Origin of the sequence: Phaeovibrio sulfidiphilus (assembly GCF_014861485.1) — a bacterium.
Taxonomy (GTDB): Bacteria; Pseudomonadota; Alphaproteobacteria; order Rhodospirillales; family Rhodospirillaceae; genus Phaeovibrio; species Phaeovibrio sulfidiphilus.
Genome location: NZ_JACZHT010000001.1, coordinates 702,813 through 725,492 on the forward strand (window position 1 = coordinate 702,813; position 22,680 = coordinate 725,492).

Annotated in this window: 18 protein-coding genes and 1 tRNA gene; 2 read left to right on the forward strand and 17 right to left on the reverse strand. The window is 68.0% G+C overall.

Annotated elements, in window-relative coordinates; translation table 11 throughout:
- Positions 1-6: 6 nt before the first annotated feature.
- From lptB to IHV25_RS02950, 6 genes are all read right to left on the reverse strand, one after another.
- Complete coding sequence (lptB, locus tag IHV25_RS02925) at positions 7-762, reverse strand: LPS export ABC transporter ATP-binding protein (RefSeq protein WP_192533479.1); 756 nt, start codon at positions 760-762, stop codon at positions 7-9.
- Positions 759-1,730 (reverse strand): LptA/OstA family protein, encoded by a 972-nt coding sequence (locus IHV25_RS02930; RefSeq protein WP_192533481.1) that lies wholly within the window; start codon positions 1,728-1,730, stop codon positions 759-761. The genes lptB and IHV25_RS02930 overlap by 4 nt, the downstream gene beginning before the upstream one ends.
- Entirely contained in the window at positions 1,730-2,380 is a 651-nt protein-coding gene (gene lptC / locus IHV25_RS02935; RefSeq protein ID WP_192533482.1) for an LPS export ABC transporter periplasmic protein LptC, read from the reverse strand. The genes IHV25_RS02930 and lptC overlap by 1 nt, the downstream gene beginning before the upstream one ends.
- Complete coding sequence (locus tag IHV25_RS02940; RefSeq protein ID WP_192533484.1) at positions 2,377-3,384, reverse strand: KpsF/GutQ family sugar-phosphate isomerase; 1,008 nt, start codon at positions 3,382-3,384, stop codon at positions 2,377-2,379. The genes lptC and IHV25_RS02940 overlap by 4 nt, the downstream gene beginning before the upstream one ends.
- A gap of 347 nt (positions 3,385-3,731) precedes the next feature.
- Complete coding sequence (locus tag IHV25_RS02945) at positions 3,732-4,349, reverse strand: ribonuclease D (protein WP_192533486.1); 618 nt, start codon at positions 4,347-4,349, stop codon at positions 3,732-3,734.
- A gap of 66 nt (positions 4,350-4,415) precedes the next feature.
- A tRNA-Leu gene (locus IHV25_RS02950) sits at positions 4,416-4,502 on the reverse strand.
- A gap of 221 nt (positions 4,503-4,723) precedes the next feature.
- On the opposite strand from IHV25_RS02950, the gene IHV25_RS02955 reads away from it, so the two are divergent.
- Positions 4,724-5,695, forward strand: coding sequence for a complex I NDUFA9 subunit family protein (locus IHV25_RS02955; protein ID WP_192533488.1), 972 nt, complete (start codon positions 4,724-4,726; stop codon positions 5,693-5,695).
- 334 nt (positions 5,696-6,029) lie between these two features.
- On the opposite strand, the gene cobD is transcribed toward IHV25_RS02955, so the two are convergent.
- From cobD to IHV25_RS02970, 3 genes are read right to left on the reverse strand one after another with little or no spacing between them, the layout of a single operon-like run.
- On the reverse strand, positions 6,030-7,055 hold the full coding sequence (gene cobD / locus IHV25_RS02960) for a threonine-phosphate decarboxylase CobD (protein WP_192533489.1): 1,026 nt from the start codon (positions 7,053-7,055) through the stop codon (positions 6,030-6,032).
- 7 nt (positions 7,056-7,062) lie between these two features.
- The gene (locus tag IHV25_RS02965; protein WP_192533491.1) at positions 7,063-10,188 is read right to left on the reverse strand and encodes an efflux RND transporter permease subunit; all 3,126 of its coding nucleotides are present in this window, start codon (positions 10,186-10,188) and stop codon (positions 7,063-7,065) included.
- Positions 10,189-10,197: 9 nt separating this feature from the next.
- Positions 10,198-11,403 carry an efflux RND transporter periplasmic adaptor subunit gene (locus tag IHV25_RS02970; RefSeq protein WP_192533492.1) on the reverse strand — a complete coding sequence of 402 codons (1,206 nt, stop codon included), beginning with the start codon at positions 11,401-11,403 and terminating at the stop codon, positions 10,198-10,200.
- Between the two features lie 222 nt (positions 11,404-11,625).
- Between IHV25_RS02970 and fba the strand changes: the two genes are divergently transcribed.
- The gene (gene fba / locus IHV25_RS02975; RefSeq protein WP_192533494.1) at positions 11,626-12,690 is read left to right on the forward strand and encodes a class II fructose-bisphosphate aldolase; all 1,065 of its coding nucleotides are present in this window, start codon (positions 11,626-11,628) and stop codon (positions 12,688-12,690) included.
- Between the two features lie 247 nt (positions 12,691-12,937).
- Here the strand turns inward: fba and IHV25_RS02980 are convergent, their stop codons facing one another.
- The 8 genes from IHV25_RS02980 to IHV25_RS03015 form a co-directional block, all read right to left on the reverse strand.
- Entirely contained in the window at positions 12,938-13,267 is a 330-nt protein-coding gene (locus IHV25_RS02980) for a hypothetical protein (protein WP_192533495.1), read from the reverse strand.
- A 606-nt stretch (positions 13,268-13,873) separates the two neighbouring features.
- A complete protein-coding gene (gene prmC / locus IHV25_RS02985; protein WP_192533497.1) occupies positions 13,874-14,734 on the reverse strand; it encodes a peptide chain release factor N(5)-glutamine methyltransferase in 861 nt (286 codons plus the stop codon).
- 18 nt (positions 14,735-14,752) lie between these two features.
- Positions 14,753-17,416, reverse strand: a complete 2,664-nt coding sequence (gene alaS / locus IHV25_RS02990) for an alanine--tRNA ligase (protein WP_192533499.1) — start codon at positions 17,414-17,416, stop codon at positions 14,753-14,755.
- A gap of 412 nt (positions 17,417-17,828) precedes the next feature.
- The gene (prfA, locus tag IHV25_RS02995; protein ID WP_192533501.1) at positions 17,829-18,896 is read right to left on the reverse strand and encodes a peptide chain release factor 1; all 1,068 of its coding nucleotides are present in this window, start codon (positions 18,894-18,896) and stop codon (positions 17,829-17,831) included.
- Positions 18,897-19,319: 423 nt separating this feature from the next.
- Positions 19,320-20,567 carry a histidine--tRNA ligase gene (gene hisS, locus IHV25_RS03000; RefSeq protein ID WP_192533502.1) on the reverse strand — a complete coding sequence of 416 codons (1,248 nt, stop codon included), beginning with the start codon at positions 20,565-20,567 and terminating at the stop codon, positions 19,320-19,322.
- Between the two features lie 241 nt (positions 20,568-20,808).
- The gene (locus IHV25_RS03005) at positions 20,809-21,393 is read right to left on the reverse strand and encodes a hypothetical protein (RefSeq protein ID WP_192533504.1); all 585 of its coding nucleotides are present in this window, start codon (positions 21,391-21,393) and stop codon (positions 20,809-20,811) included.
- Between the two features lie 48 nt (positions 21,394-21,441).
- Positions 21,442-22,038 (reverse strand): peptidoglycan L,D-endopeptidase MepK, encoded by a 597-nt coding sequence (gene mepK / locus IHV25_RS03010; RefSeq protein WP_192533506.1) that lies wholly within the window; start codon positions 22,036-22,038, stop codon positions 21,442-21,444.
- 351 nt (positions 22,039-22,389) lie between these two features.
- Positions 22,390-22,680, reverse strand: a complete 291-nt coding sequence (locus tag IHV25_RS03015) for a DUF2312 domain-containing protein (RefSeq protein WP_192533508.1) — start codon at positions 22,678-22,680, stop codon at positions 22,390-22,392.

Here is a 22,680-nt window from a genome sequence, read left to right on the forward strand (position 1 = left end):
AGCCGATCAGAGACTGAAGCGCTCTCCGAGATAGACCTTGCGCACGCCCTCGTGGGCAACGATTTCGGCGGGTGTTCCCTCCATCAGGACACCGCCCTCATTCAGGATATAGGCCCTGTCGATAATATCCAGCGTTTCGCGCACGTTGTGGTCGGTGATCAGGACGCCCAGGCCCCGGTCCTTGAGGTGGGAGACGATGTCCCGGATTTCGCCGATGGCAATGGGGTCGATGCCGGCCAGGGGCTCGTCCAGGAGAAGGAAGGCCGGCGAGGCCGCAAGGGCCCGGGCAATTTCCGTCCGGCGCCGCTCGCCGCCCGACAGGGCCATGGCGGGGACGTGCCGGATGTGGGAAATGTTGAACTCCCGCAGAAGCTCCTCCAGCCGGTCCATTCGGGCGTCGGGCTCGCTTTCCGAGACCTCCAGCACCGCGAGGATGTTCTTCTCCACGCTCAGGCCGCGAAACACCGAGGCCTCCTGGGGAAGGTACCCCACCCCGAGCCGGGCCCGCTGGTACATGGGCATTTTGGTGACGTCGCGCTCGTCCAGGAACACCTGGCCCTCGTCCGGGCGGATCAGGCCGGTCATGCAGTAGAACGACGTGGTTTTTCCCGCGCCGTTCGGCCCCAGAAGGCCCACGGCCTCGCCCCGGTGCACGCTGATGGACACATCGCGCAGCACGTAGCGCTTCCCGAAGCGCTTTTCCAGGCCCTGTGCCGAAAAGCCGAGCCGACGTTTTTTCCCGGGTGCCGTCGGGTCGGTCATTCTTTGTCTCCGGTGTCAAAAATCGCGCGGACCTGCCCCGAGCCGTCGGCGGCTCCGGGCGCGGCGTCACCCCGGGTGATGCGGGAGATGCCGGTTTTCATGTTCACCTCGGCCCGGTTGCCCGAGACCTGGCGGCCGTCATTCGACATGAGAAGCACGTTGCCCTCCAGCGTGGCCACGCCGGTTTCGGGCCGGTACACGCCGTGATCGCCGACGACGGTTTCCGCATCGGTTTCGATCACCACGTTGCCCCTGGCCCGGATTTCGCGGATCCCCGAGCTCTTGTCCGGGCCCCCGGCGGCGGGGGCGGAGGCCGCCCGGTTGCCGGGGCCGTTTCCAAGGTCCGCCTCCAGGACGTCGGCCCGGATGGAGTGCCCGGTTTCCGTATTCCGGGCGGTGGCGTTGCCCTTGGCGATGGCGGTGCCGGTTTTTTCCCAGTACTCCAGCCGGTCGCTTGCGGTGACCACCTCGTTGCGGGTTTTCAGGGTCGGGGGATTGCCCACAATCCAGATCAGGCCCTGGTCGGTTTCCCGCACGGCGCGGGTTCCGGTGATGGTCTGGTCCGGCAGGGTGATGCGCACATGCCCGACGGCCTCGATGCGGTAGATATCCGTGTCGGACGTGCTCGAGGGGCCGGGCGCGCCGGGGGCGTTCGCGCGCCCTGACTCCCGGTAGGAGGCAATGAGCCGGTCCGCATGGACCCGGTTCTGTCCCTGGATGGCGACCGCATTTCCCTGGGCGACGTACTGCTTGTCCTCGCGCCGCCACTCCAGAGCCTCGTCGGCGAGGATCTCGATGGGGTCTCCCGAGCGGCTTTTCAGCTCCTGGGCTGAGGCCGGATCACAGGCCAGGGCCGTCAGGACGGCCGAAACGAGAACAGCCGCGACAACGCTGCCGGCGCCCGCAAGGCGGGTGCTCCGGCGGGAGGGGGGCGTCAGCGCCGGGGTCGGTTTCGGAATGGGGCTCATCACGGATGCTCCTGCTGGCCTATCTGCATCCGTGATTTTCCAAGAAAACGGATCACTGCGCCACCGTTTTCCACCTCGAAGCCCGAGCTGGAGGCCACCGTGAAGTCCGGACCGCGCCCGTCCACGGGTTTGTCGCCGAAGGCCCGGTTGTCCGACAGGTCGATCACGGCCTCCTCGGTCATGAACTGGGTACCGTCGTTCCGGTAGAGAAAGACGTCCTTCTCCAGGGTGACCAGGTTGTGGTCCTCGCTGATGTGGCCGGTGTGGCTTTCCAGGGAGAACCAGTCGCCGGAGCGCCGGTTCAGGTCCGCCCTCGGGGAGACAAGCAGGATCCAGCCATCCTTGGCGGACAGGCCTGTGGCCCGCTCGGCGGAGATGACGAAGGGCTCGTCATTCTTGTCCGAGCCCATGAACCGGGGATTGACGATGGTCGACGAGTCCGCAGACCGGTAGTCGAACGGCGGGAACTCGAGCCGGAAATCATGGAGCCGCTCGGTCATCCAGGGCCAGAACAGCAGAAGGCACAGGAACACCGACGAGACCGCGGGCAGGATGACTTTCATCCGCTCGACAAAGCGCGAGTGCCGCTCGCTGGCGCGCTCGCGTTCGCTCAGGGTCCGCGACCGGTGCGGTGCGGCCTGCCCTGTCATGCAATACCGGCCCTCAGGCAGTCGTGCAGGTGGACAAAGCCCACAGGCCGACGGTCCTCATCCAGGGCGAAAAGGCCGGTGATCTTGTGCTCGTTCATGATCCTGAGGGCCTCCACCGCCATCAGGGACGGGCGCACGGTCAGGGGCGCGCGGGTCATGACGTCAGCGGTCTTCCGGCCCAGGAGGTCTTTGTCCATGTGCCGTCGCAGGTCACCGTCGGTGATGATGCCCGCAAGGCGTCCGTCGCCGTCCACCACGCCGGTGCAGCCCAGGCTCTTGGCGCTGATCTCCAGAATGGCCTGGCCCATGGGCGTGTCCATGGACACCAGAGGCAGGCTGTCCTTCGGGTGCATCAGGTCGGAGACCCGCTTCAGGATGGTTCCCAGCTTGCCGCCCGGGTGGAAATTGCGGAAGTCGGTGGCGGTGAAGCCGCGCCGCTCCAGAAGCGAGACCGCAAGGGCGTCGCCAAGGGCGATCATCAGTGTGGTCGAGGTGGTGGGCGCAAGGCCGTTCGGGCAGGCCTCGGTCAGCGGAGGCAGCACCAGGGCCAGGTCCGCCGCGGTGGACAGGGTCGAGGGATCGCGCCCCGTGATCGAGACCAGAAGGTTTCCGTTGCGCCGGGTATAGGCGGTCAGGTCCGCAAGCTCGGGGGTCTCGCCCGAGTTGGACAGGGCGATGACCCCGTCCTCGGGTCCGATCATGCCCAGGTCGCCGTGGGAGGCCTCGCCCGGGTGCACAAAGAACGCCGGCGTTCCCGTGGAGGCCATGGTGGCGGCGATTTTGCGCCCCACGTGGCCGCTCTTCCCCATGCCGGAGATGATCACCTTGCCCTTCAGGGCCAGAAGGCGCTCGATCACGTCGCACAGAACGCCGTTCAGGCTGTCGGACAGGGCGCCCAGGGCCTGTTTTTCAGTTTCCAGGACCCGTCGCGCGGTGGCGAGTGTCTGGTCCTGCACGGGGTGTCGCGCCGGGGATGCGGCGCGGGCAGAGGTGGGGGCAGTCATGAGGGTGTCTGTCTTTCCTGGTGATCAGGCGGGAGAGCACTGATCTGTAGGGCCCAATATGAGAGGTCGGGCCTTTCCGGTCAACCGCTTCCCGTCTGAACCGGAGGTCGGTTTTCGTGGCTGCAGCCGGGTTCCCGGCGCCGGATCCGGGGCCGCGGGTCCGGTTTTTCCCCGGTCAGGACGGGGACATTCGCCCCACCGGCCGGGAGCCGCGGACACACTCCGCCCGTCAGGCGACCCCGGTCCCCTGGCGGAAAAATCGTAACGGTGCGGGAAAATCGGGGGCTCCGGAGCCGAAACCCCAAAGATCCCCGCATCGTCGGGGACCAAGGCCAGAGGTCGCAGACCTAGTGGGAGAACAGGTCCGGCTCGTCCCAGCCCATGATGTCGAGCACGGCCCGGGTGGGCAGGAAGCTGAAGCAGCGGGTGGCCAGCTCGGTGCGCCCCTCGCGAGCCAGAAGCCCGTCCAGGTGGTCCTTCAGGGCGTGCAGGAACAGCACGTCGTTGGCAGCATAGCGGACCTGCTCGGGCGAGAGCTCGGGCACGCCCCAGTCGCTGGTCTGCTGCTCCTTGGACAGCTGGATCCCCAGAAGATCGTTGCACAGCGTCTTGAGGCTGTGGCTGGGGGAGCTGGTGCGCGTGAGCTTGCTGGCAATCTTCGTGCAGTAGACGGGCTGCGCCATGACACCCAGCCACCGGTAAAGGGAGGCAATGTCAAAGCGGCCGAAGTGCATGATTTTCAGGATGGCCGGGTTGGCGAGGAGCTCCCGCAGAACCGGGGCATCCTGGCCGTTGACGATCTGCACGATGTGGGCGTGGCCGTCGCCCGCGGACAGCTGGACAACGCACAGCCGGTCACGATGGAGGTTGAGCCCCATGGTTTCCGTGTCGATGGCAACGCCGAGGGGGAAGGAAAGACCTTCCGGCAAGTCGCCTTTATGCAGATGGAGGACCGGCTCGTTCATTTCACTGTTTCCACGGCACGGCGCCCGGAGCGCGTGACGTACCGGGCGCGGGAGCCGTTGAAATAATGGTGCCCAGGAGAAGACTCGAACTTCCACAGCCTTGCGGCCACAGGTACCTGAAACCTGCGCGTCTACCAATTCCGCCACCTGGGCATTTAGGGGCGCTGTCGGTGGAGCAGCTTTTAAGGCCCGGGGCCTTTCTTGTCAAAGGAAAAATGCGTGGGTTTCCGAAAAAAAAACAGCGGGGTTCTGTAGCGCCCCGGGGGCCGGGAAATCCGGGGGTGCCGGGCCTCCATTTCTTTCTTTTCCACACGGGAGCCAGGCGGCATTATGGGGCACGCCCTGTGGCACCTTTGGACGTGGAGCCTTCACTGATGGAACTTCGTGGTCGGACGGTTACGGTTTTTGGTGGGGCCGGTTTTATCGGCTCCGTTCTGGTTGGTCTTCTTGCCCGCCGGGGCGCGCGGGTGCGCGTTCCCGTTCGGGATATGGTGAAGGGCGCCCATCTGCGGCCTCTCGGAGAGCCGGGACAGGTGTCCCCCCTTCTGTGCTCCACCGGCAACGCGGACTCGGTCGCCCGGGTGATTGCGGGCTCGGACGTGGTGATCAACCTGATCGGCATCCTGTTCGAGGGCGGCGGTCACGGCTTTGAATCCGTTCACGTGGACACCGCCGGGCGAATCGCCCGCGAGGCCAAGAAGGCCGACGTGCCGGTGTTCGTCCATTTCTCGGCGCTGGGAGCGGATGACCGCTCGGCGTCGGTGTACGCCCGCACCAAGTCCCGGGGCGAGGCCGCGGTGCGGACCGCGTTCCCCTCGGCCACGATTGTCCGGCCCTCGGTGGTGTTCGGACCCGGGGACAGCTTCCTGGAAAACATGGCCTCGCTGGCGCGGACCGTTCCCGTGATCGGGTACGTGGACCGGGGCGGGGAGGCGGGCCCGACCCGGATCCAGCCCGTCTACGTGGGCGACGTGGGCCGCGCGGTGGTCCGCATTCTCGAGACCCCGGCCCTGCACGGACGGACCTTCGAGCTGGGCGGAGACCGGGTGATGACCATGAAGGAGATTGGCCAGCTGGTCGCCCGCTCCATGAACCGGAGCTATCCGGTGGTCGGGATCTCCATGGGCATGGCGCGGATTCTGGCGACCCTGGTGGGCTGGCTTCCCCGCCCGCTTCTGACCCGGGATGTGGTCCGGCTGCTGGAGACCGACAACGTGGTTCAGGGCAAGCTGCCCGGGCTTGCGGAACTGGGTATCGAGCCCCAGCCGATCGAGATGATTTGCGCGACCATGATGCGGGGCTACCGCCCTCTGGCGCCGGGTATCGTCCTGCGCCGGGAGCGCTAGGGCAGGGTGGTGAAGGGCTGCGGCGGGGGCTGAGGCTCCCCCGGGCCCCCGTCGGTGCCGTTCCAAGCGCGGGGCCGGACGTCCCCAGCGGACCCGAAACGATCCGGGGCCGGTGGCGGGCGTCCTTGTGGTGGATCCGGGAGCCCAAAGGCACCCGCTGGCCGCTGGTGGTGCGCACCGGGACTGCGGGCATATCTTGGGGCGTCAGGCGGTCCGCGTCCTGGCTTGGTCGATGAGCTTGTGCTCTTGGCCCGGTCCCACTCTCAGGCGCGGTGCCGGGTGCCTTGCAGCGTATGCCTTGCAGCGCAAACCGGGGGCCGGTTCGGCAGACCGGTCAGGCGCGGCTTCGGCTGATCATCTGGAGTGTCAGGCGAAGGCGCTCGCCCTCGGCCTCCGTTCCGAACAGGCCGAAGCGCAGGAGATCCGGGCGGTCGCGAAACGCCCGGACCAGGATCCCCCGCCTGGCCAGGGCCTCGAACACCTGGGGCGCGGGCTTGAGCCGCGGGGTCCGGGCCAGCTTGAACAGGTCGGTGCCCCCCACAACCGGATAGCCGCAGTTTTCCAGAAGATCCTCAAGGAGCCGGCCCTGACGGCGCAGCCTCTGGCGCTGGGCCGTGCGCCACGCCTGGTCGCGTTCCGCCCGGGCGCCCACCGCGAGTGCGGGGCCCGAGACGTTCCAGGGCCCCAGACGCGTTTCCAGGTCCGCCACGGTCGGGGCCGGACCCGCCACCCAGCCCAGCCGGATTCCCGGCAGCCCGAAGAACTTTCCGAACGAGCGCAGGACCAGAAGCCCGGGCCGTCCCGAGAAGGGAAGAACCGATGCGTCCGGCGTGACCTCCGCAAAGGCCTCGTCCACCACCAGCAGGCCCCCGATGGCCGCCTGCTTCCGGGCGGCCTCCAGCAGGTCCACCACGCCGGTTTGCTCTCCGGTCGGGTTGTTGGGGTTGATGACCACCACCACCGCCGCGTTTCCCGCGTGGTCCAGGGGCCGGGGGGAGGCAATCACCGTGCGCCCGTACAGGGACCAGGCGTCGGCGTGCCCGGTGTAGCCCGGTTCGGGCACCGCGACGGGGCCCGGCGGCAGGTCGCACAGGGGCAGGACCTGGAGCGCGCCTTGCTCCCCCGCGGTGGGAAGGACGGCCACGGTGTCCGGCAGGTCGTGCCCCTGGCGGACGGCCTCCACGAAGGCCCGGGTGTCCGAGCCCAGGGGCAGGCGGGTCCAGGCGTCGCCGGGGAGGTCGTCCACGGGATAGGCATAGGGGGCGATCCCGGTGGACAGGTCAAGCCAGCCGCTGGCGGGGACTCCGAAACGCTCGCTTGCGGCATCCAGGGCGCCGCCGTGAAACAGCAGGGGGTTCATGTCAGCCTCAGCGTTCCTCGAGTGACAGGCCGGCCTCCCGGGCTTTCTTCCGCTCTTCCCGAAGCAGGCGTCCGAGCTCGCGGCCGATGGTCCCGGCCGGGCGGGTCCAGGGGGCCAGAACATAATAGAGGACCGGGGTCACGAACAGGGTCATCAGCGCGGCAATGGACTGTCCGCCGATGATGACCGCGCCCACGGCCTCGCGGGATTCGGATCCCGCCCCCGAGGACAGGACCAGCGGCACCGCCCCCAGGACCGAGCACAGCACCGTCATCACAATGGGGCGCAGCCGCAGGGTGGCCGCGTTCAAGATCGCGTCCCGGACCGACTGGCCCGCGTCCCTCAGCTGGTTTGCGAACTCCACGATCAGGATGCCGTTTTTCGCCATAAGCCCGATCAAAAGGATGATGCCGATCTGGCTGTACACGTTGATGGAGTTGCCCGTGAGCCAGAGGGTCAGCAAAGACCCCGTCACCGCAAGGGGGACCGACATCAGGATCACCAGGGGGTGCAGGAAGCTCTCGAACTGGGCGGCCAGCACCAGGTAGACCACCACCAGGGCCAGCACGAAGGTGAACACGACCTCGCCCGAGGTTTCCAGATACTCCCGGGACTGTCCGGTAAACGAGACGGTGGCCTCGGCGGGCAGGGTCTCGGCGGCGGCGGTGCGGATGAAGGTAATGGCCGAGCCGATGTCGTACCCCTGCGCCAGCCCCGCCGACAGGGTGATGGAGCGCATCCGGTTGTAGCGGTTGAGATCCGGCGCCGTGCTGGTTTCCTTGAGGCGGATCAGGGAGTCCAGAGGCACCAGAAGGCCGCTGGTGGTGCGCACAAAGACGTTGGACATGTCCTGGGGCGTCAGGCGGTCCTCGTCCTGGGCCTGGAGGATGACCTCGTACTCCCGGCCCCGGTCCAGGAAGCGGGTGACCTTGCGGGACGCCATCATGGTTTGGAGCGCCTGGCTGATTTCCCGGATGCCCACGCCCAGATCGGCGGCCCGTTCCCGGTCGATTTCCACCAGGATTTCGGGCTGGGTGCTCTCGTAGTCCAGCTCGGGATTGATCAGGTCGCGGTTTTCCTCGGCCTTCTTCAGCAGGGCGTTGGCCCAGCCCTCGATGACGTCGAAGTCCGGCCCCCCGATCACGACCTGGAGCGGCGTGCGGGAGCCCCGCAGGCCCAGGCCCGCCGGGGTGAGGGCCATGGCGCGCACGCCGGGCAGGGCGTCCAGGGGGCCGCGCAGGGCGGTGGCCATCTCCATGGACGTGCGGCCCCGTTCGGACCAGTCCACCAGCGGAACCACAACGAAGCCCCGGTTCGGACGGTTCCACGCGCCGGCCGCGGCCATGGTGCGGGCGGCCTCGCCGCTGTCCAGAAGGGGCTGCACGATGGCCTCGACCTCCCGCATCTGCCGGTCGGTGTAGGCCACGTTCATGCCCTGGGGAGCGGTGACCTGCACAAAGAGCATGCCCCGGTCCTCGGGGGGTGTCAGCTCGCCGGGCAGGGCCGGGTAGAGCCAGATGGCCGAGGCGCCGAAGACCAGCGCCGCCCCCAGAACCGGAACCGGAGCCCGCAGGGCCCCGTCCAGGGCCCGCCGGTATCCGTTCATAATGACCTCAAATCCGCGCTCCACCCGTCCGGACAGCGGGGATTCGCTTTTGCGTGAGCTCAGGAAACGGGCCGACAGGGGCGGGCAGAGCACCAGGGCCACCACCGAGGAGATGGCAATGGACGAGGCCATGACAAAGCCGAATTCGGTGAACAGCTTGCCCACGGTCCCGCCCATGAACGAGATGGGAATGAAGACCGAGACCAGGGCCAGGGTCGTGGCAATCACGGCGAACATGACCTGGCGTGTCCCCAGGGCGGCGGCGGCCAGGGGGGCCTCGCCCAGGTTGATGCGCCGCTGGATGTTCTCCAGCACGACAATGGCGTCGTCCACCACGATGCCGATGGCCAGGATCAGGGCCAGCAGGGTCAGGGTGTTGATCGAGAAGCCCAGGGCCAGAATGCCGATGAAGCTCCCGATCAGCGCCACGGGGATGGTGACCGAGGGGATCAGGGTCGCCCGCAGGGAGCCCAGGAAGACCAGGTTCACCAGGATCACCATGACCACGGCAATGACCAGGGTGATGGCGACCTCGTGGATCGAGCGGTTGATGAAGGTGGCCTCGTCGAACGAGACCTGGAGGCTGGTCCCCGCAGGCAGCGAGGATTGCAGGGCCTCCACCTCGGCGCGCACTCCGCGCGAGATGGCCACGGTGTTGGACTGGCTTTGGCGGATGATGCCGATGCCGATGGCGTCGATGCCCTCGGAGCGCAGGGTCATGTCGTCATTTTCCGGGCCCAGAACCACCTGGGCCACGTCCCGCAGCCGCACCGGATAGCCGTCCACGACTTTCAGGACGATGCGGCCGAACTCGTCGGGCGACTTGAGAAGCGTGTCGGTGCGGACCTGGAGAAGCCGGCTCTCGCTCTCCACGTCTCCGGCGGGGAGCTCCATGTTGTTGCGCAGGAGCGCGGCCTCCACGTCCGGGATCGTGATGTTCCGGGCCGCCAGGGCGCGGCGGTCCAGCCAGATCCGGATGGCCTGCCGCCGCTCGCCGTAAATATCCACCTGGGCCACGCCGTCCACGGTGGTCAGGCGGTCGATCAGGTAGCGCTCCGCGTAGTCCGTCAGCTGCATGGGCGTCAGGACCGAGCTGCGCAGAACCAGGCGCATCACCGGATCCGAGTCCGTGTCGCTTTTGGCGATGCGGGGTTCCTCCACGTCCTCGGGCAGGTCGTTGCGGATCCGGGCGACGGCGTCGCGGACGTCGTTCACGGCCTCGTCGATGTTGATGCCGGGGTCAAACTCAACCGAGGTGTAGGCCCGGCCCCGGCGGGAGCGGGACGTGATCGTCTTCACCCCGGACACGCCGGCCACCGCGCTTTCCACGATCTCGGTGATGTCCGTGTCCACCACGTTGGGGGCGGCGCCGGTGTAGAACGTGGAGACCGTCACCACGGCGGAGTCCACGTCCGGGAGCTCGCGGATCGGCAGGCGGAAGGCCGAGGCGATCCCGAGGATCACCAGAAGCAGGCACAGAACCGCGGCAAACACCGGACGGCGGATGAAAAACGAGCTGAACCCCATGATCCGCGCCTACTGTCCGCTGGTGGGGGCCGGAGTGCCGGATCCCGGAGTGCCGGACCCTGCCCCGGGCGGTGTCTCCGGCGGGGTGCCCTGCGAGGTTCCCGCTGGCGTTTCAGCGGGGGCCTGCGGCGGCGCCTCGGCGGGCGCGACAATCCGCACCGGCATGCCGTCCTGAAGGCGCTGGACACCCAGCCGGGCGATGCGCTCCCCCTCCTCGAGCCCCTCCAGAATCTCCACCGCGTTTTCCGTGCGCAGGCCGGTCCGGACCGGGCGACGCCAGGCGCGGGCCTGTCCGGTCTCGTCCTCCCGGATCACAAACAGCATGGGGCCCGCCGCCTCGGCCACCACGCCCTCTTCCGGGACCATCAGGGCCTCGCGGGTTTCCAGGACGATCTCCACATTCACCGTCAGCCCGGAGGGCAGGGGGTGCCGGTCGTTCCCGTGGGTGGCCCGGACCCGGAAGGCCCGCGTTTCCTCGAGGATGCGGCTGTCGATGTGGGACACCCGGGCGGCGAACGTCTGGTGGGGGAAGGCCGGTGTGGTGGCGTTCACCGTCTGGCCCAGGGTCAGGCGGCCGTAATACCGTTCGGGCACCTGGAAGATGACTTGGATCACGGACAGGTCATCCAAGGTGGTCAGGCGCTGGCCCTCGGGGACAAGGGCGCCCACGTCAAACTCGTTGAAGCCCACGACCCCGCTGAAGGGCGCCCGGACGGTGCGCTCGCTCAGATCCTTTTCGGCGGCCTCCAGCCGGGCCCGGGCGGAATCCCGGCGGGTTTCCAGCTCGTCCACCGCCGACTGGGAGACGGCCTGGGACTGGCGCAGGCTCCGGGCCCGTTTCAGGGCGCGCTCGGCGTCGATCAGGTTGGCCTCGGCCTCCGCCCGCGCGGCTTCCTGGGTTTCGGAATCCAGCCGGGCCAGGACCGCGCCCTGCTCGACCCGGTCGCCGGGCTTGAAGTTGAGCTCCACCAGGCGCCCGCCGGACAGGGGGCGGATGTCCACCGCCTCGCGGGCGCGGGTCGTTCCCATGGTTTCCACCATGTCCACCACCGGGCGCAGGGTCGCCACCGCCACGTCCACGGGAAAGAGGCGCGATTTCGGCTTGCCTCCCGCCGGCGTCGAGGACGGAGCCAGCAGCCACCAGCCAAGGCCGGCAGCGGCCGCCAGGACAAGGACAAGGACGGCAAGGCCAGGAAGTCTGGATCCCGAGAACATGAGGCACACCGAAAATGAGAAGAGGATTTTCCAGTCTGTGCCGAGGGGCGCCAGGGGTCAAGAGCCCAGACCCCGGCCGGGGACAAAGTCTCTCCCGAGGGCCCCGAAAACCCGAATCAGCGGTGGCGCCGACCTTTCAATGCCTCTAGGATAAGGTGATTGTTCCTTTATGCCGAACCGGTTCCGCTCGGCACCCCCTACTGGACAGAAGAGGCTTCTCTCATGGCTATGATTTCCCTCCGTCAGCTTCTGGATCACGCCGCCGAGCATGACTACGGAATGCCGGCGTTCAACGTCAACAACATGGAACAGATCCTCGCCATCATGAACGCGGCGAAGAAGACGGACAGCCCCGTCATTCTTCAGGCCTCGCGCGGCGCCCGGGCTTACGCCGGAGACGTGATGATCCGCCACATGATCATGGGCGTTGTGGAAATGTATCCGGACATCCCCGTGTGTATGCACCAGGACCACGGCAACTCCCTGGCCACGTGCCTCAGCGCGGTCACCGCGAACTTCACGTCGGTGATGATGGACGGCTCCCTCGAGGCGGACGGCAAGACCCCCGCGTCCTACGAGTACAACCGCGATGTGACCAAGTCGGTCACCGACGTTTCCCACCTGGTGGGCGTGTCGGTTGAGGGCGAGCTGGGGGCCCTGGGCTCCCTCGAGACCGGCGCGGGCGAGAAGGAGGACGGCCACGGCTTCGAGGGTACCCTCAGCCGCGACCAGCTTCTGACGGATCCGGACCAGGCGGCCGAGTTCGTCAAGGAGACGAAGATCGACGCCCTCGCGGTGGCCATCGGAACCTCGCACGGCGCCTACAAGTTCACCCGCAAGCCCACCGGCGATATCCTCGCCATGGACGTGGTGAAGAAAATTCACGAGCGCCTGCCGAACACCCACCTGGTCATGCACGGATCCTCGTCCGTTCCCCAGGAGCTCCAGGACATCATCAACGCCTACGGCGGCGACATGCCCCAGACCTACGGCGTGCCGCTGGAGGAGATCATCACCGGCATCAAGTACGGTGTGCGCAAGGTCAACATCGACACCGACTGCCGCATGGCGATCACCGGCCAGATCCGCAAGGTGTTCGCGGAGAACCCGGCGGTCTTCGACCCGCGCACCTATCTGAAGCCCGCCATGGCCTCCATGGAGGCCCTGTGTATCGACCGCTACGAGCGGTTCGGCGCGGCCGGCATGGCCTCGAAGATCAAGCCGATCCCGCTGGCGGACATGGCCAAGCGTTACGCCGACGGCTCGCTTGATCCGCAGGTGAAGTAGGGCCCGGGCCCCGTCCCGAGCGGACGGGGCACCCCCGTGCGGCGGCGGGTCGGCTGTCTTGTGGCGGCGCGCCGGTGGGGCCTGTGTCCCGGTTTCTGCCGGACAGGCCCTGCCCCTGCCTCCGCCGGTTCTGGCCCCGCCGGTTCCGGCCCCTGCCCCTCACACAAAAGCCCCCGGTTCGGACCGGGGGCTTTTTTTGTACGGACGGGCGTTCTGGATGACAGGGCCACCGGGGCCGGAGGGAACGCTAGCTGTAGTGGCGGACGTTGTATCCCGAGCGGGAGGACCGCTTGGGGAACCGGCGCAGGTGACCGAGCGTGCTCAGGAACACATGGAGGCCGATTCCGGTGAGGCCGCACACCACCCAGGCGGGCCACTCGAGGAGCGACAGGAGCCACGGGGCCAGGCCGCCGCTCTCCATCTCCACCGCCGGAAGGGGGCCGACGAAAATGATCCACAGGTCGCTCGTGTAGAGCCGGGCGAGATTCTCGCCCGTCAGGTAAAGGAAGGCCTCCCCGAGACCGGTCAGAGTCGCAAGGGCCATGAGCAAATAGGCAATCACCCGTCCAACAATCATGATGCCCTCTCCGTCCAGTGTGCGGACTTCCGTCTTTTTCGGATACAGGGTCCGCAAAGTGGGTCGTGGATCACTCTTTTTTACAGTCTTCGAGGTTAAATATACGTTACTGCATCTTCTGCGCACCAGTTTTTTCCAGTGCCGTCCTGTAAGACAGAATCGCATCAGAGAACGGCTTTTAGCAACTTTAAAGAACAAAAAAAGCCTTTATCGCGCATTGGAAACCCGGGTTTTGGCGCGGGGCGCGAGTCGGGGCAATACGAAAGGCTGTCCGGGAGGGTTTCCGTGGGCGTTTCCCGGGCGCTCCGGTTCGCGACCGGCGTGCAGTCGGCGTCCGAGTCGCCCTATGCGGTGGCGTCCGAGTCGTGCTGTCGGGCCGCGCGCGCGTTGCCTTGTCGTGCCCGGCTGTGTCTGCGCGGCGGCCCCATAAAGGCGCCGCTGCCCGCGCAGGTCTGTAGCCCCGGCGTGCCTGGGCCGCGCGGTGCGGGGGCGGGGATGTAAACCCGGGATCGGGAGGCTCCCCTGTCGTCGGGAGTGGGGATGGCGCCGCACGGCCAGGGCGAGGGGGTGTTCAGGACCGGCTCCGGCAGGGCCGGTCAGGCGCCGTCAGGGTCCGGGGGCCCACCGGCCAAAGACACAGCGCACGATTCCGCCCAGGTCCCGGTCGCACTCGATGGCCTGAAAGCCGCTCAGCTCCAGCAGGGCGCAGACATCTCCGTCCTGCCCCTGGCCGATTTCCAGGCCCAGAAGGCCGTTGTCCCGCAGGCGGGCGGCGGCGGCGGGGACCAGGCGCCGGTAGAAGTCGAGCCCGTCCGGGCCTCCGTCCAGGGCGCGCAGGGGATCATACCGGGTGACTTCCGGCTCCAGCCCGGCGATGTCCGCCGCCGGAATGTACGGGGGGTTGGACACGATCACATCCACCGGGCCGCGGACCGGGGTCAGCAGGTCTCCGACCACGAACTGGCAGCGCGCTGCCAGGCCGGAAGCCACCGCGTTCTCATGGGCCTGGCGTGCGGCGGCGGGGCTGATGTCAATGCCCAGTCCCGTGGCCCGGGGGCGCTCGGACAGAAGGGCCAAGAGAATGCAGCCCGTCCCGGTGCCCACGTCCACGAGGGTGGAGGCCGCAGCGCGGTCCGGTTCCCGGCGCAGAACGCCCTCGACAAGGGTTTCCGTGTCCGGTCGGGGATCCAGGGTGTCGGGGCACAGGCCGAGCTCGAGGCTCCAGAAGCCGCGCCGTCCCAGGATGCGGGACAGGGGCTCGCGCTGGCAGCGCCGCTCCAGGGCGGCGTCAAGCTGGTTTCGGGTGGGAGTGTTCAGGGGCTGGTCGTCGCCCAGCCCCGCGGCCGCGGCCGAGCCCAGAAAGGCCCGGACCAGGGCCCGGGCTTCCGATCGGGGCTCCGCAAGCCCGGCCTCGCTGAGCCGGGCTGTCGCGTTGCGCACCCAGGTGGAGAGCGTGTCCGCGCTCACGGGTGCGGCCCTTGCCGGTCAGCCGGCAAGCGCGGCCTCGATGGCCGCCAGGGCCTCGCCGGCGCGGTCGCCGTCCGGACCGCCCGCCTGGGCCATGTCCGGTCGTCCGCCGCCGCCCTTGCCGCCCACGGCCTGGGCCCCGGCCTTCACCAGAGCCACCGCATCCGCGCGGCCCTTCAGGTCGTCGGTCACGCCCACGACCAGGGAGGCCTTGCCGTCCGCGACGGAAATCAAGGCAATGACCGCGGATCCGGCCTTGGCCTTGATCTCGTCCACCATGCCCTTCAGATCCTTGCCGGGCACACCGTCCAGAACGCGGCCGATAAAGGGAACGCCGCCGACGTCCTTCGGAGCGTCGCCCGCCGGTCCGGCTCCGCCGCCGGTGGCCAGCTTCTTGCGCATGTCCGAGAGCTCGCGCTCCATCTTCTTGCGCTCGTCCATCATGGCCTGGAGACGGGTGGGCAGCTCGGCGGGGGCGGTGCGCAGGAGGCGCGCCAGGGAGTCCACCAGCTGTTCCTTCTCGTCGATCCACTCCAGGGCGGCGGCGGCGGTCACGGCCTCGATGCGGCGGACGCCCGAGGCGACGGCGCTTTCCGAGACAATCTTGAACACGCCGATGTCGCCGGTCCGGGCGGCGTGGGTGCCGCCGCACAGCTCGATGGAGAACGTGCGTTCCGTATCCTGGTCGTCCGGGCTGCCCATGAACACGACCCGGACCTCGTCGCCGTACTTTTCGCCGAACAGGGCCATGGCGCCGGCCTTGATGGCGTCTTCGGGCTCCATGAGGCGGGTGATCACCGGGGTGTTCTCGCGGATCTCGCGGTTGACGTCGGCCTCGATGGCGGCCAGGTCCTCCCGGGTCAGGGGCGTGGGCTGGGCAAAGTCAAAGCGCAGGCGGTCGGGGGCCACAAGCGAGCCCTTCTGGGTCACGTGCTTGCCCAGGCGGCGGCGCAGGGCCTCGTGCAGCAGGTGGGTGGCCGAGTGATGGGCGCGCAGGCCGTTGCGGCGCTCGCGGTCCACCTCGAAGTGGGCCTTCTGGCTGGTGGACACGGTGGCGTCGGCGACGGTGCCCACGTGAACGTGCAGCGCGCCCAGCTTCTTGACCGTGTCACGGACCAGAACCCGGCCGCCGCCCTCGACAGAGATGACGCCCGCATCGCCCGACTGGCCGCCGGATTCCGCATAGAACGGGGTCTGGTTGGCAATGAGCAGCACCTCGGTTCCCGGCGCGGCCTCGTTGACCAGCGTGCCGTCCACCACCAGGCCCAGGATGACGCCCTCGGCCGAGGTGCCGGTGTAGCCCAGGAATTCGGTGGCGCCGAAGCGGTCCTGAACGTCGAACCAGAGGGTTTCGGTCGCGGAATCGCCGGATCCGGCCCAGGCCTTGCGGGCCTCGGCCTTCTGGCGCTCCATGGCGGTCTGGAAGCCGGAGACGTCAACCGTCATGCTCCGGGCCCGCAGGGCATCCTGGGTCAGGTCCAGCGGGAAGCCATAGGTGTCGTACAGGCGGAAGGCCACGTCGCCCGCCAGCTCGGTGCGGCTGGCGGCCTCCATCCCGGCGACCTCGTCGTCCAGCAGGCGCAGGCCCCGCTCCAGCATCTGGCGGAAGCGGGTTTCCTCGAGCCGCAGGGTCTCGACAATCAGGGGCTCGGCCCGGTTCAGCTCGTTGAACTGGTCGCCCATGGCGGAGCACAGGGCGGGCACAAGGCGGTACATCAGCGGATCGCGGCAGCCCATCATGTGGCCATGACGCATGGCGCGGCGCATGATGCGGCGCAGGACGTAGCCGCGCCCCTCGTTCGAGGGCAGTACGCCGTCCGCGATCAGGAACGCGCAGGCCCGGAGGTGGTCGGCGATCACGCGGTGGGAGACCCGGTGCGGCCCGTCCGGATCGGTTCCGGCGATCTGGGCCACGGCCTCGATGAGGCGGCGCATCAGGTCGATATCATAGTTGTCGTGCTTGCCCTGGAGGACGGCGGCAAGGCGCTCGAGGCCCATGCCCGTATCCACAGAGGGTCGCGGCAGGCTGACGCGCTCGTCCAGCGTGCGCTGGTCGTACTGCATGAAGACCAGGTTCCAGATCTCGATGAAGCGGTCGCCGTCCTCATCGGGGCTGCCCGGGGGGCCGCCGGGGATATGGTCGCCGTGGTCGTAGAAGATCTCGGTGCACGGTCCGCACGGGCCCGTGTCCCCCATGGCCCAGAAGTTGTCACTGGTGGGGATGCGCAGGATTTTGGAATCCGGGAACCCGGTCACCTTGCGCCAGATGCCGGCGCTTTCCTCGTCCGTGGAGTGCACCGTCACAAGCAGGCGCTCCGGAGGCAGGCCGTAGACCTTCGTGATCAGCTCCCAGGCCTGGGCAATGGCCTCGTCCTTGAAGTAGTCGCCGAAGGAGAAGTTCCCCAGCATCTCGAAGAACGTGTGGTGGCGCGCCGTGTAGCCCACGTTGTCCAGGTCGTTGTGCTTTCCGCCCGCCCGGACGCACTTCTGGGAGGTCGTGGCCCGGTTGTAGGGCCGGGTCTCCGCTCCGGTGAAGACGTTCTTGAACTGAACCATGCCCGCATTCGTGAACATCAGCGTCGGATCGTTCAGGGGCACCAGGGGGCTCGAGGCCACCTCGCGGTGATCGTTCTTGACGAAGTAATCCAGGAAGGTCCGGCGGATTTCCGAAGTGGTGCTCATGGATCGGTCCAAATTCAGGGAGGGGAACAGGTGACTTCCGGAAAGGACGGTCAACGCAATGATTTAAGGATGTGGCGCAGTGCATACAAGCAAAAAACGAGCGCAGCCGCCAGAAGAACGCTTTATGGGCATCCGGGGGCGGCTTTTGCATCCGGAAGGCGGAAGCCCCCGTGCGATGCGCGGGCCGTGACGTATGCTTATGGCCGGGTGGGGCGGGGCGCCGCGCGTCACCGGTGTGGCCCGGTTCCCGCACTCGGGTGTCCGGGTGCGGGGGGCCGTCATGGGAGCCTGGCGGTGCGCTTGCGGTCGGCGGGCGCGGGTTGTCGTGTCGCCCCGCGGAGACCGTTCCGATTTGGGAGCCTCCGGGCGCGGGGGTCATTGCGTCTTCGCCTGCCGTCACCCGGTCGCGTCCCTAGCGGTTCTCGAACTCCGCAAGGGAGCGGGCCTGGTCCTCGGCGATCAGGGGATCGATGATCTCGTCAAGGCCGGGGCCCGCCAGAACCTCCTCCAGGCGATGGAGGGTGAGGCCGATACGGTGATCGGTCACCCGGGCCTGGGGGAAGTTGTAGGTGCGGATCCGCTCCGAGCGGTCGCCCGAGCCCACCTGGACCCGGCGGGCCTCGGCCCGGGCGTCGTCGGCGACCGAGCGCGCGTGGTCGTACAGCTTGGCCCGGAGCATGCGCATGGCCTTGGCCCGGTTCTTGTGCTGGGACTTTTCCTCCTGGCACTGGACCACCACGCCCGAGGGGATGTGGGTGATGCGCACCGCACTGTCGGTGGTGTTGACGTGCTGGCCACCGGCGCCCTGGGAGCGGTAGGTGTCCACCCGCAGGTCTTTTTCCTCGATCTGGATATCGACCTCCTCGGCCTCCGGCAGGACGGCGACCGTGGCGGCGGAGGTGTGGATCCGGCCCCCGGCCTCGGTTTCCGGAACCCGCTGGACCCGGTGGACACCGGACTCGTACTTCAGGCGCGCATAGACGCCCTTGCCCGAGATGGAGGCGCTTGCCTCCTTCACGCCGCCGATATCCGTGTCGCTGGAGTCCATGACCTCGAAGCGCCAGCCGTGGGCCTGGGCGTAGCGCATGTACATCTTCAGAAGGTCTCCGGCGAACAGGGCGGCCTCGTCGCCGCCGGTTCCGGCCCGGACCTCCAGGATCACGCCCCGGTCGTCGGCCTCGTCCTTCGGCAGAAGCAAGAGGCGGACCGCCTGCTCCAGCTCGGGGATCTCGGCGTTCAGGCGCTCCATCTCCTCGCGGGCCAGGCCTGCCATTTCCGGATCGGCCAGAAGGGCCTCGGTTTCGGCGCGGGCGTCGCGGGCGGCCTCCAGGGTGCGGACGGCCTCCACCACCGGGGACAGCTCGGACAGCTCCCGTGACAGGCGCACGAAGACATCCCCGGTCTGCTCGCCGCTGGCCAGAAGAGCGCTCACCTCGTCGTGACGCGCAACAATCCGCGACAGTTTTTCGTCCATGCTCACGCTGTGGGCTCCTGTTCGTCCTGCCGGTTTCTCGGGGTCCGGAAAACCGGGGGTGTCGGTGGTCGGGGACCGGGCCGGACTGCCTGGGCAGCGGGGCCCCCCGGGGGTGTGGTCGGTCGGGCATCGGACCGGGCCGGGCCAGGAGGGCAGCGGCCGGGGAGTCCGGATCCCTGGGCCCGGAGCCCGCGGGCTCCGGTGTCCTGTCCGCCTGCCGGGGCCCGTGCGCGAGGCTTTGGGGCTGTGGGGCTGGCGTCGTGAGGGTCTGCAACCCCGGGGGGCAAGGGGCCGGGGCGGGCCGGTGTCCGGCCCCGGGCCTCGGTTCGGGGTTCGTCTGCGGGGCCCGGTCCGGGGATGGTCTCCGGCGGCAAGCCCCCTCAGGGGGCGGCGCTCCGGTCGGCCGCGGTCGCGGGCCCGGCGTGCGGGCTAGCGGAAGCGGGCGAGGGTCTGCTCCAGGGCGTCCAGAGCCACAAGCTCCTGGTCGCCGGTGTCCAGATCCCGCACCAGGACCGCGTTTTGCGCCAGCTCGTCGGGGCCCACCAGGATCGCGGCCCGGGCGTTGGCCTTGTTGGCGCGCTTGAGGCGCTTGGTCATGTTGCCCGAGTAGCCGGCATCCACTGCGAAATCAGCGCGGCGCAGGCGGTCCGCGAGGCGGGTGGCCTCGTCCACGGTGTCGCCGCTGACGGGGATCATGGCGAGCGGGCGGGGCAGGGGAGCGGCCTCCAGGCCACGCAGCATGGCCAGGCGCTCGACGCCCGCGGCCCAGCCGATGCCGGGGGTGGGCGGGCCGCCCATCTGCTTGACGAGGCCGTCATAGCGTCCGCCCGCAAGGACCGTGCCCTGGGCGCCAAGCTGGGTTGTGACGAACTCGAACGCCGTGTGGGAGTAATAGTCCAGCCCGCGGACCAGCAGCGGATCCACCACATAGGGGATCTCCAGCAGGTCGAGCCCCCGGCGCACGCTCTCGAAAAAGGCGCGGCTGGTGTCGTTCAGGCTGTCCTGCAGGACCGGGGCGCCGGCCACGATCTCGCGGTCGCCCGGATCCTTGGAGTCCAGGATGCGCAGCGGGTTCCGGTGAAGCCGGTTGCGGCTGTCCTCGGACAGGCGGCTCTCGTGGTTCTGGAAATAGGCGATCAGGCGTTCCCGGTAGGCCGCGCGGCTTTCGGCGTCGCCCAGGGTGTTCAGGTGCAGCTCGGTGTGCTCCAGCAGGCCCAGGGCCTCCAGGAGGCGGGCGCCCATGGACAGCACCTCCACGTCACCCTCGGGGCCCTCGACGCCCAGAAGCTCGACGCCCACCTGGTGGAACTGGCGCAGGCGGCCCTTCTGCGGGCGCTCGTGGCGGAACATGGGCCCGCGGTAGAACAGCTTCACGGGCACGGACTGGGCGAGGCCCTCGGAGATGAAGGCCCGGGCCACACCGGCGGTGCCCTCGGGACGCAGGGTCAGGGAGTCCCCGGACCGGTCCTCGAAGGTGTACATTTCCTTGGTCACGATGTCCGAGGTGTCGCCAAGGGTGCGGGCAAACACGTCCGTGAACTCGAAAATGGGCGTGATGATCTCGCCATAGCCGAAGCGGGCGGCCACGGCGCGGGCGGTGTCCTCGATGGCGCGGTGGGCGAAGGCTTCCGCGGGCAAACTGTCGTGCGTTCCCCGCACGCTCTGCAAAGCAGCCATTGTTCGTCCCCGATCTCGCGATTGACGGATGGAAAAAGAGAGCCACGACATATCACCCGGCCCCGGACTTGTCGAGGGAAAGGGCCGGGGAACCGGCCCGTGTCCAGCGATGTCGCACGGGCGCGCCGGCCGGGGGTGGTGTCGGGAATGGGCGCGGGCGCGCTGTGGGGAGGGTGCCGGGACTGGCGGGTGTCGCGCCGGGGTGGGGCCGGGAGCACCCGCATCCGGCGGCCGGTCCCCGCTAGGGCGAACCCGGACCGGACACCGCGCCGTTCGCGGCCGGGGCGGAGTCTGCGGGGGCCTCGCGTGCCGCTCTCAGGGCGCGCTCCAGCTCCGCAAGCCAGATCTCCAGGCGCGAGTAGTGGGATCCGGGCAGCCAGGCCCCCTCCTGGGAGCGCGACACCATGCGCAGGCTCGACGACGTGTCGGACTCCCGGAACACCTGAACACTGGCAAATTCGGGAATGCCCAGAATGGGGCTGCGGATGGCCACGTCCAGGCGTCCGCTGTCGGGGTGGTCGCGGAGCACGCGCAGGTGCGGCGTGGTCAGGACAATGCCCCGGATCATGTCGTACAGCTGGGCCGGAGGCACAGGGTACGGGCGCACGTCGATCTGGTTGCGGTCGCCGCGGCTGGACGGCAGGCCCGCATAGGCGCTGTACAGGTCATTGGAGGGCCGCCACCAGTCGTCGTCATCCAGAAGAGCCGGCGGCTCGTCGGTGTAGAGCGTGGCGGTGGGAAGGGGGGTTCCGGACCAGGTCGCGTAGCCGAAGGCCCCAAGGGCCAGAAGAGCCAGCGTCAGAAGGAAGCCGAGAAGCCGGTTCATAGCAGTCTGTTCTCCGGGACAGGCGGGAAAAAAGCGGTTCCGGTGCGTTTACCAGGAGCGGACCCTGCCCGTATCGATATGAACAAAGCCACTTTGGGGGTAAAACCCGACCCCGCCCCTCTGGAGCGAGCGGGCCGCATTGCGAACCGCCGCCAGGGACCGGTTCCGCAGGGAAATGTCGATGGCCATGCCGTCCATGTGGAGGCTGCGTTTCGCGACGCCCTTGCTTCGGGCGTTCAGCATGGCATTGGTGTGGGGCGAGCGGTATCCGCTGATGACCTGGAACGGCTCATGGGTCTCGAGATCCGTCCGAAGGGTATGCAGGAGGTCGAGAAGGGACGGGTCAATGGTGTGGATGTCGCCGGTCCGGTGATCGCGCAGCACGCGGTTGATGTCGTTCAGGGCCCCGGAAACGTAGGCTCCCTTTTCCCAGTAGACCCGCGAGAGGCGCTCGCCCGTGTGAAGATTCAGGAAGGACAGGGAGCGGTACTCGGGTTCGTCACGAAGGGGAATGGCCGGGGGCAGCGGCGCCGTCTTTTTCGCCGCGAACGCCGGGAAGGCGCTCAGTGTGACAAGACCGGCCGCCAGGGACGAAACAAAGGCCCGGCGGCTTGGAGCCGGGGGGAAGTGACTGTCCGATGTCATGATCTTCGGTCTCCTTTTTGGGGCAGCCCGGAAGAGGTGTTGCAAGGTACTCTTATTACCGATTTTACGGTAAACGAACAAGGGTTAAATTTCTATCCAATTACAACCCTGTACACCGGTCTCTTGAGTCATTGCATTAATCTTTTGCGTTTGTCGGCCAATTTTCACCGCCAGAGCGCGAACTTTTCCACCAAAAAGCGACTGTGCGACCCGGGTGGAGCGGACAATTTTCCGCCCGAAGGGTGTGAATCGGGACGGGCGGAGGGCGACTCGGGCGAAAAGGGCCCCGCAGAGGCGTTCCAACAGACGGGACGCGCCACGCAGGACCGGTCATGGGGTGGGAGGGGTGGGTCAGACGCCCACCGCCGCACGGTACAGGTCCAGGAGTTCCTCTTCCTCGGCCAGCTCGTGGCGGTCTTTTTTGCGCAGGCTCACGATCTTGCGCATGATCTTGACATCGAAGCCCGAGGACTTGGCCTCGGAGTAGACTTCCTTGATGTCCGTGGCGATGTTGGCCTTGTCTTCCTCAAGCCGCTCGATGCGCTCGATGAACGACCGCAACTGGTCGGCTGCCAGGCCCTCGAGATTCACCGTGGGGCTGGTTCTCGGGAGGTCGTCGTCGTCGGGAAGATCGTCGTTCAT

Bases quoted from the DNA above. Each gene is read 5' to 3' on its own strand.
- lptB (WP_192533479.1), bottom strand. From the start codon at position 762: ATGACCGACCCGACGGCACCCGGGAAAAAACGTCGGCTCGGCTTTTCG.
- IHV25_RS02930 (WP_192533481.1), bottom strand. From the start codon at position 1,730: ATGAGCCCCATTCCGAAACCGACCCCGGCGCTGACGCCCCCCTCCCGC.
- lptC (WP_192533482.1), bottom strand. From the start codon at position 2,380: ATGACAGGGCAGGCCGCACCGCACCGGTCGCGGACCCTGAGCGAACGC.
- IHV25_RS02940 (WP_192533484.1), bottom strand. From the start codon at position 3,384: ATGACTGCCCCCACCTCTGCCCGCGCCGCATCCCCGGCGCGACACCCC.
- IHV25_RS02945 (WP_192533486.1), bottom strand. From the start codon at position 4,349: ATGAACGAGCCGGTCCTCCATCTGCATAAAGGCGACTTGCCGGAAGGT.
- IHV25_RS02955 (WP_192533488.1), top strand. From the start codon at position 4,724: ATGGAACTTCGTGGTCGGACGGTTACGGTTTTTGGTGGGGCCGGTTTT.
- cobD (WP_192533489.1), bottom strand. From the start codon at position 7,055: ATGAACCCCCTGCTGTTTCACGGCGGCGCCCTGGATGCCGCAAGCGAG.
- IHV25_RS02965 (WP_192533491.1), bottom strand. From the start codon at position 10,188: ATGGGGTTCAGCTCGTTTTTCATCCGCCGTCCGGTGTTTGCCGCGGTT.
- IHV25_RS02970 (WP_192533492.1), bottom strand. From the start codon at position 11,403: ATGTTCTCGGGATCCAGACTTCCTGGCCTTGCCGTCCTTGTCCTTGTC.
- fba (WP_192533494.1), top strand. From the start codon at position 11,626: ATGGCTATGATTTCCCTCCGTCAGCTTCTGGATCACGCCGCCGAGCAT.
- IHV25_RS02980 (WP_192533495.1), bottom strand. From the start codon at position 13,267: ATGATTGTTGGACGGGTGATTGCCTATTTGCTCATGGCCCTTGCGACT.
- alaS (WP_192533499.1), bottom strand. From the start codon at position 17,416: ATGAGCACCACTTCGGAAATCCGCCGGACCTTCCTGGATTACTTCGTC.
- hisS (WP_192533502.1), bottom strand. From the start codon at position 20,567: ATGGCTGCTTTGCAGAGCGTGCGGGGAACGCACGACAGTTTGCCCGCG.
- IHV25_RS03005 (WP_192533504.1), bottom strand. From the start codon at position 21,393: ATGAACCGGCTTCTCGGCTTCCTTCTGACGCTGGCTCTTCTGGCCCTT.
- mepK (WP_192533506.1), bottom strand. From the start codon at position 22,038: ATGACATCGGACAGTCACTTCCCCCCGGCTCCAAGCCGCCGGGCCTTT.
- IHV25_RS03015 (WP_192533508.1), bottom strand. From the start codon at position 22,680: ATGAACGACGATCTTCCCGACGACGACGACCTCCCGAGAACCAGCCCC.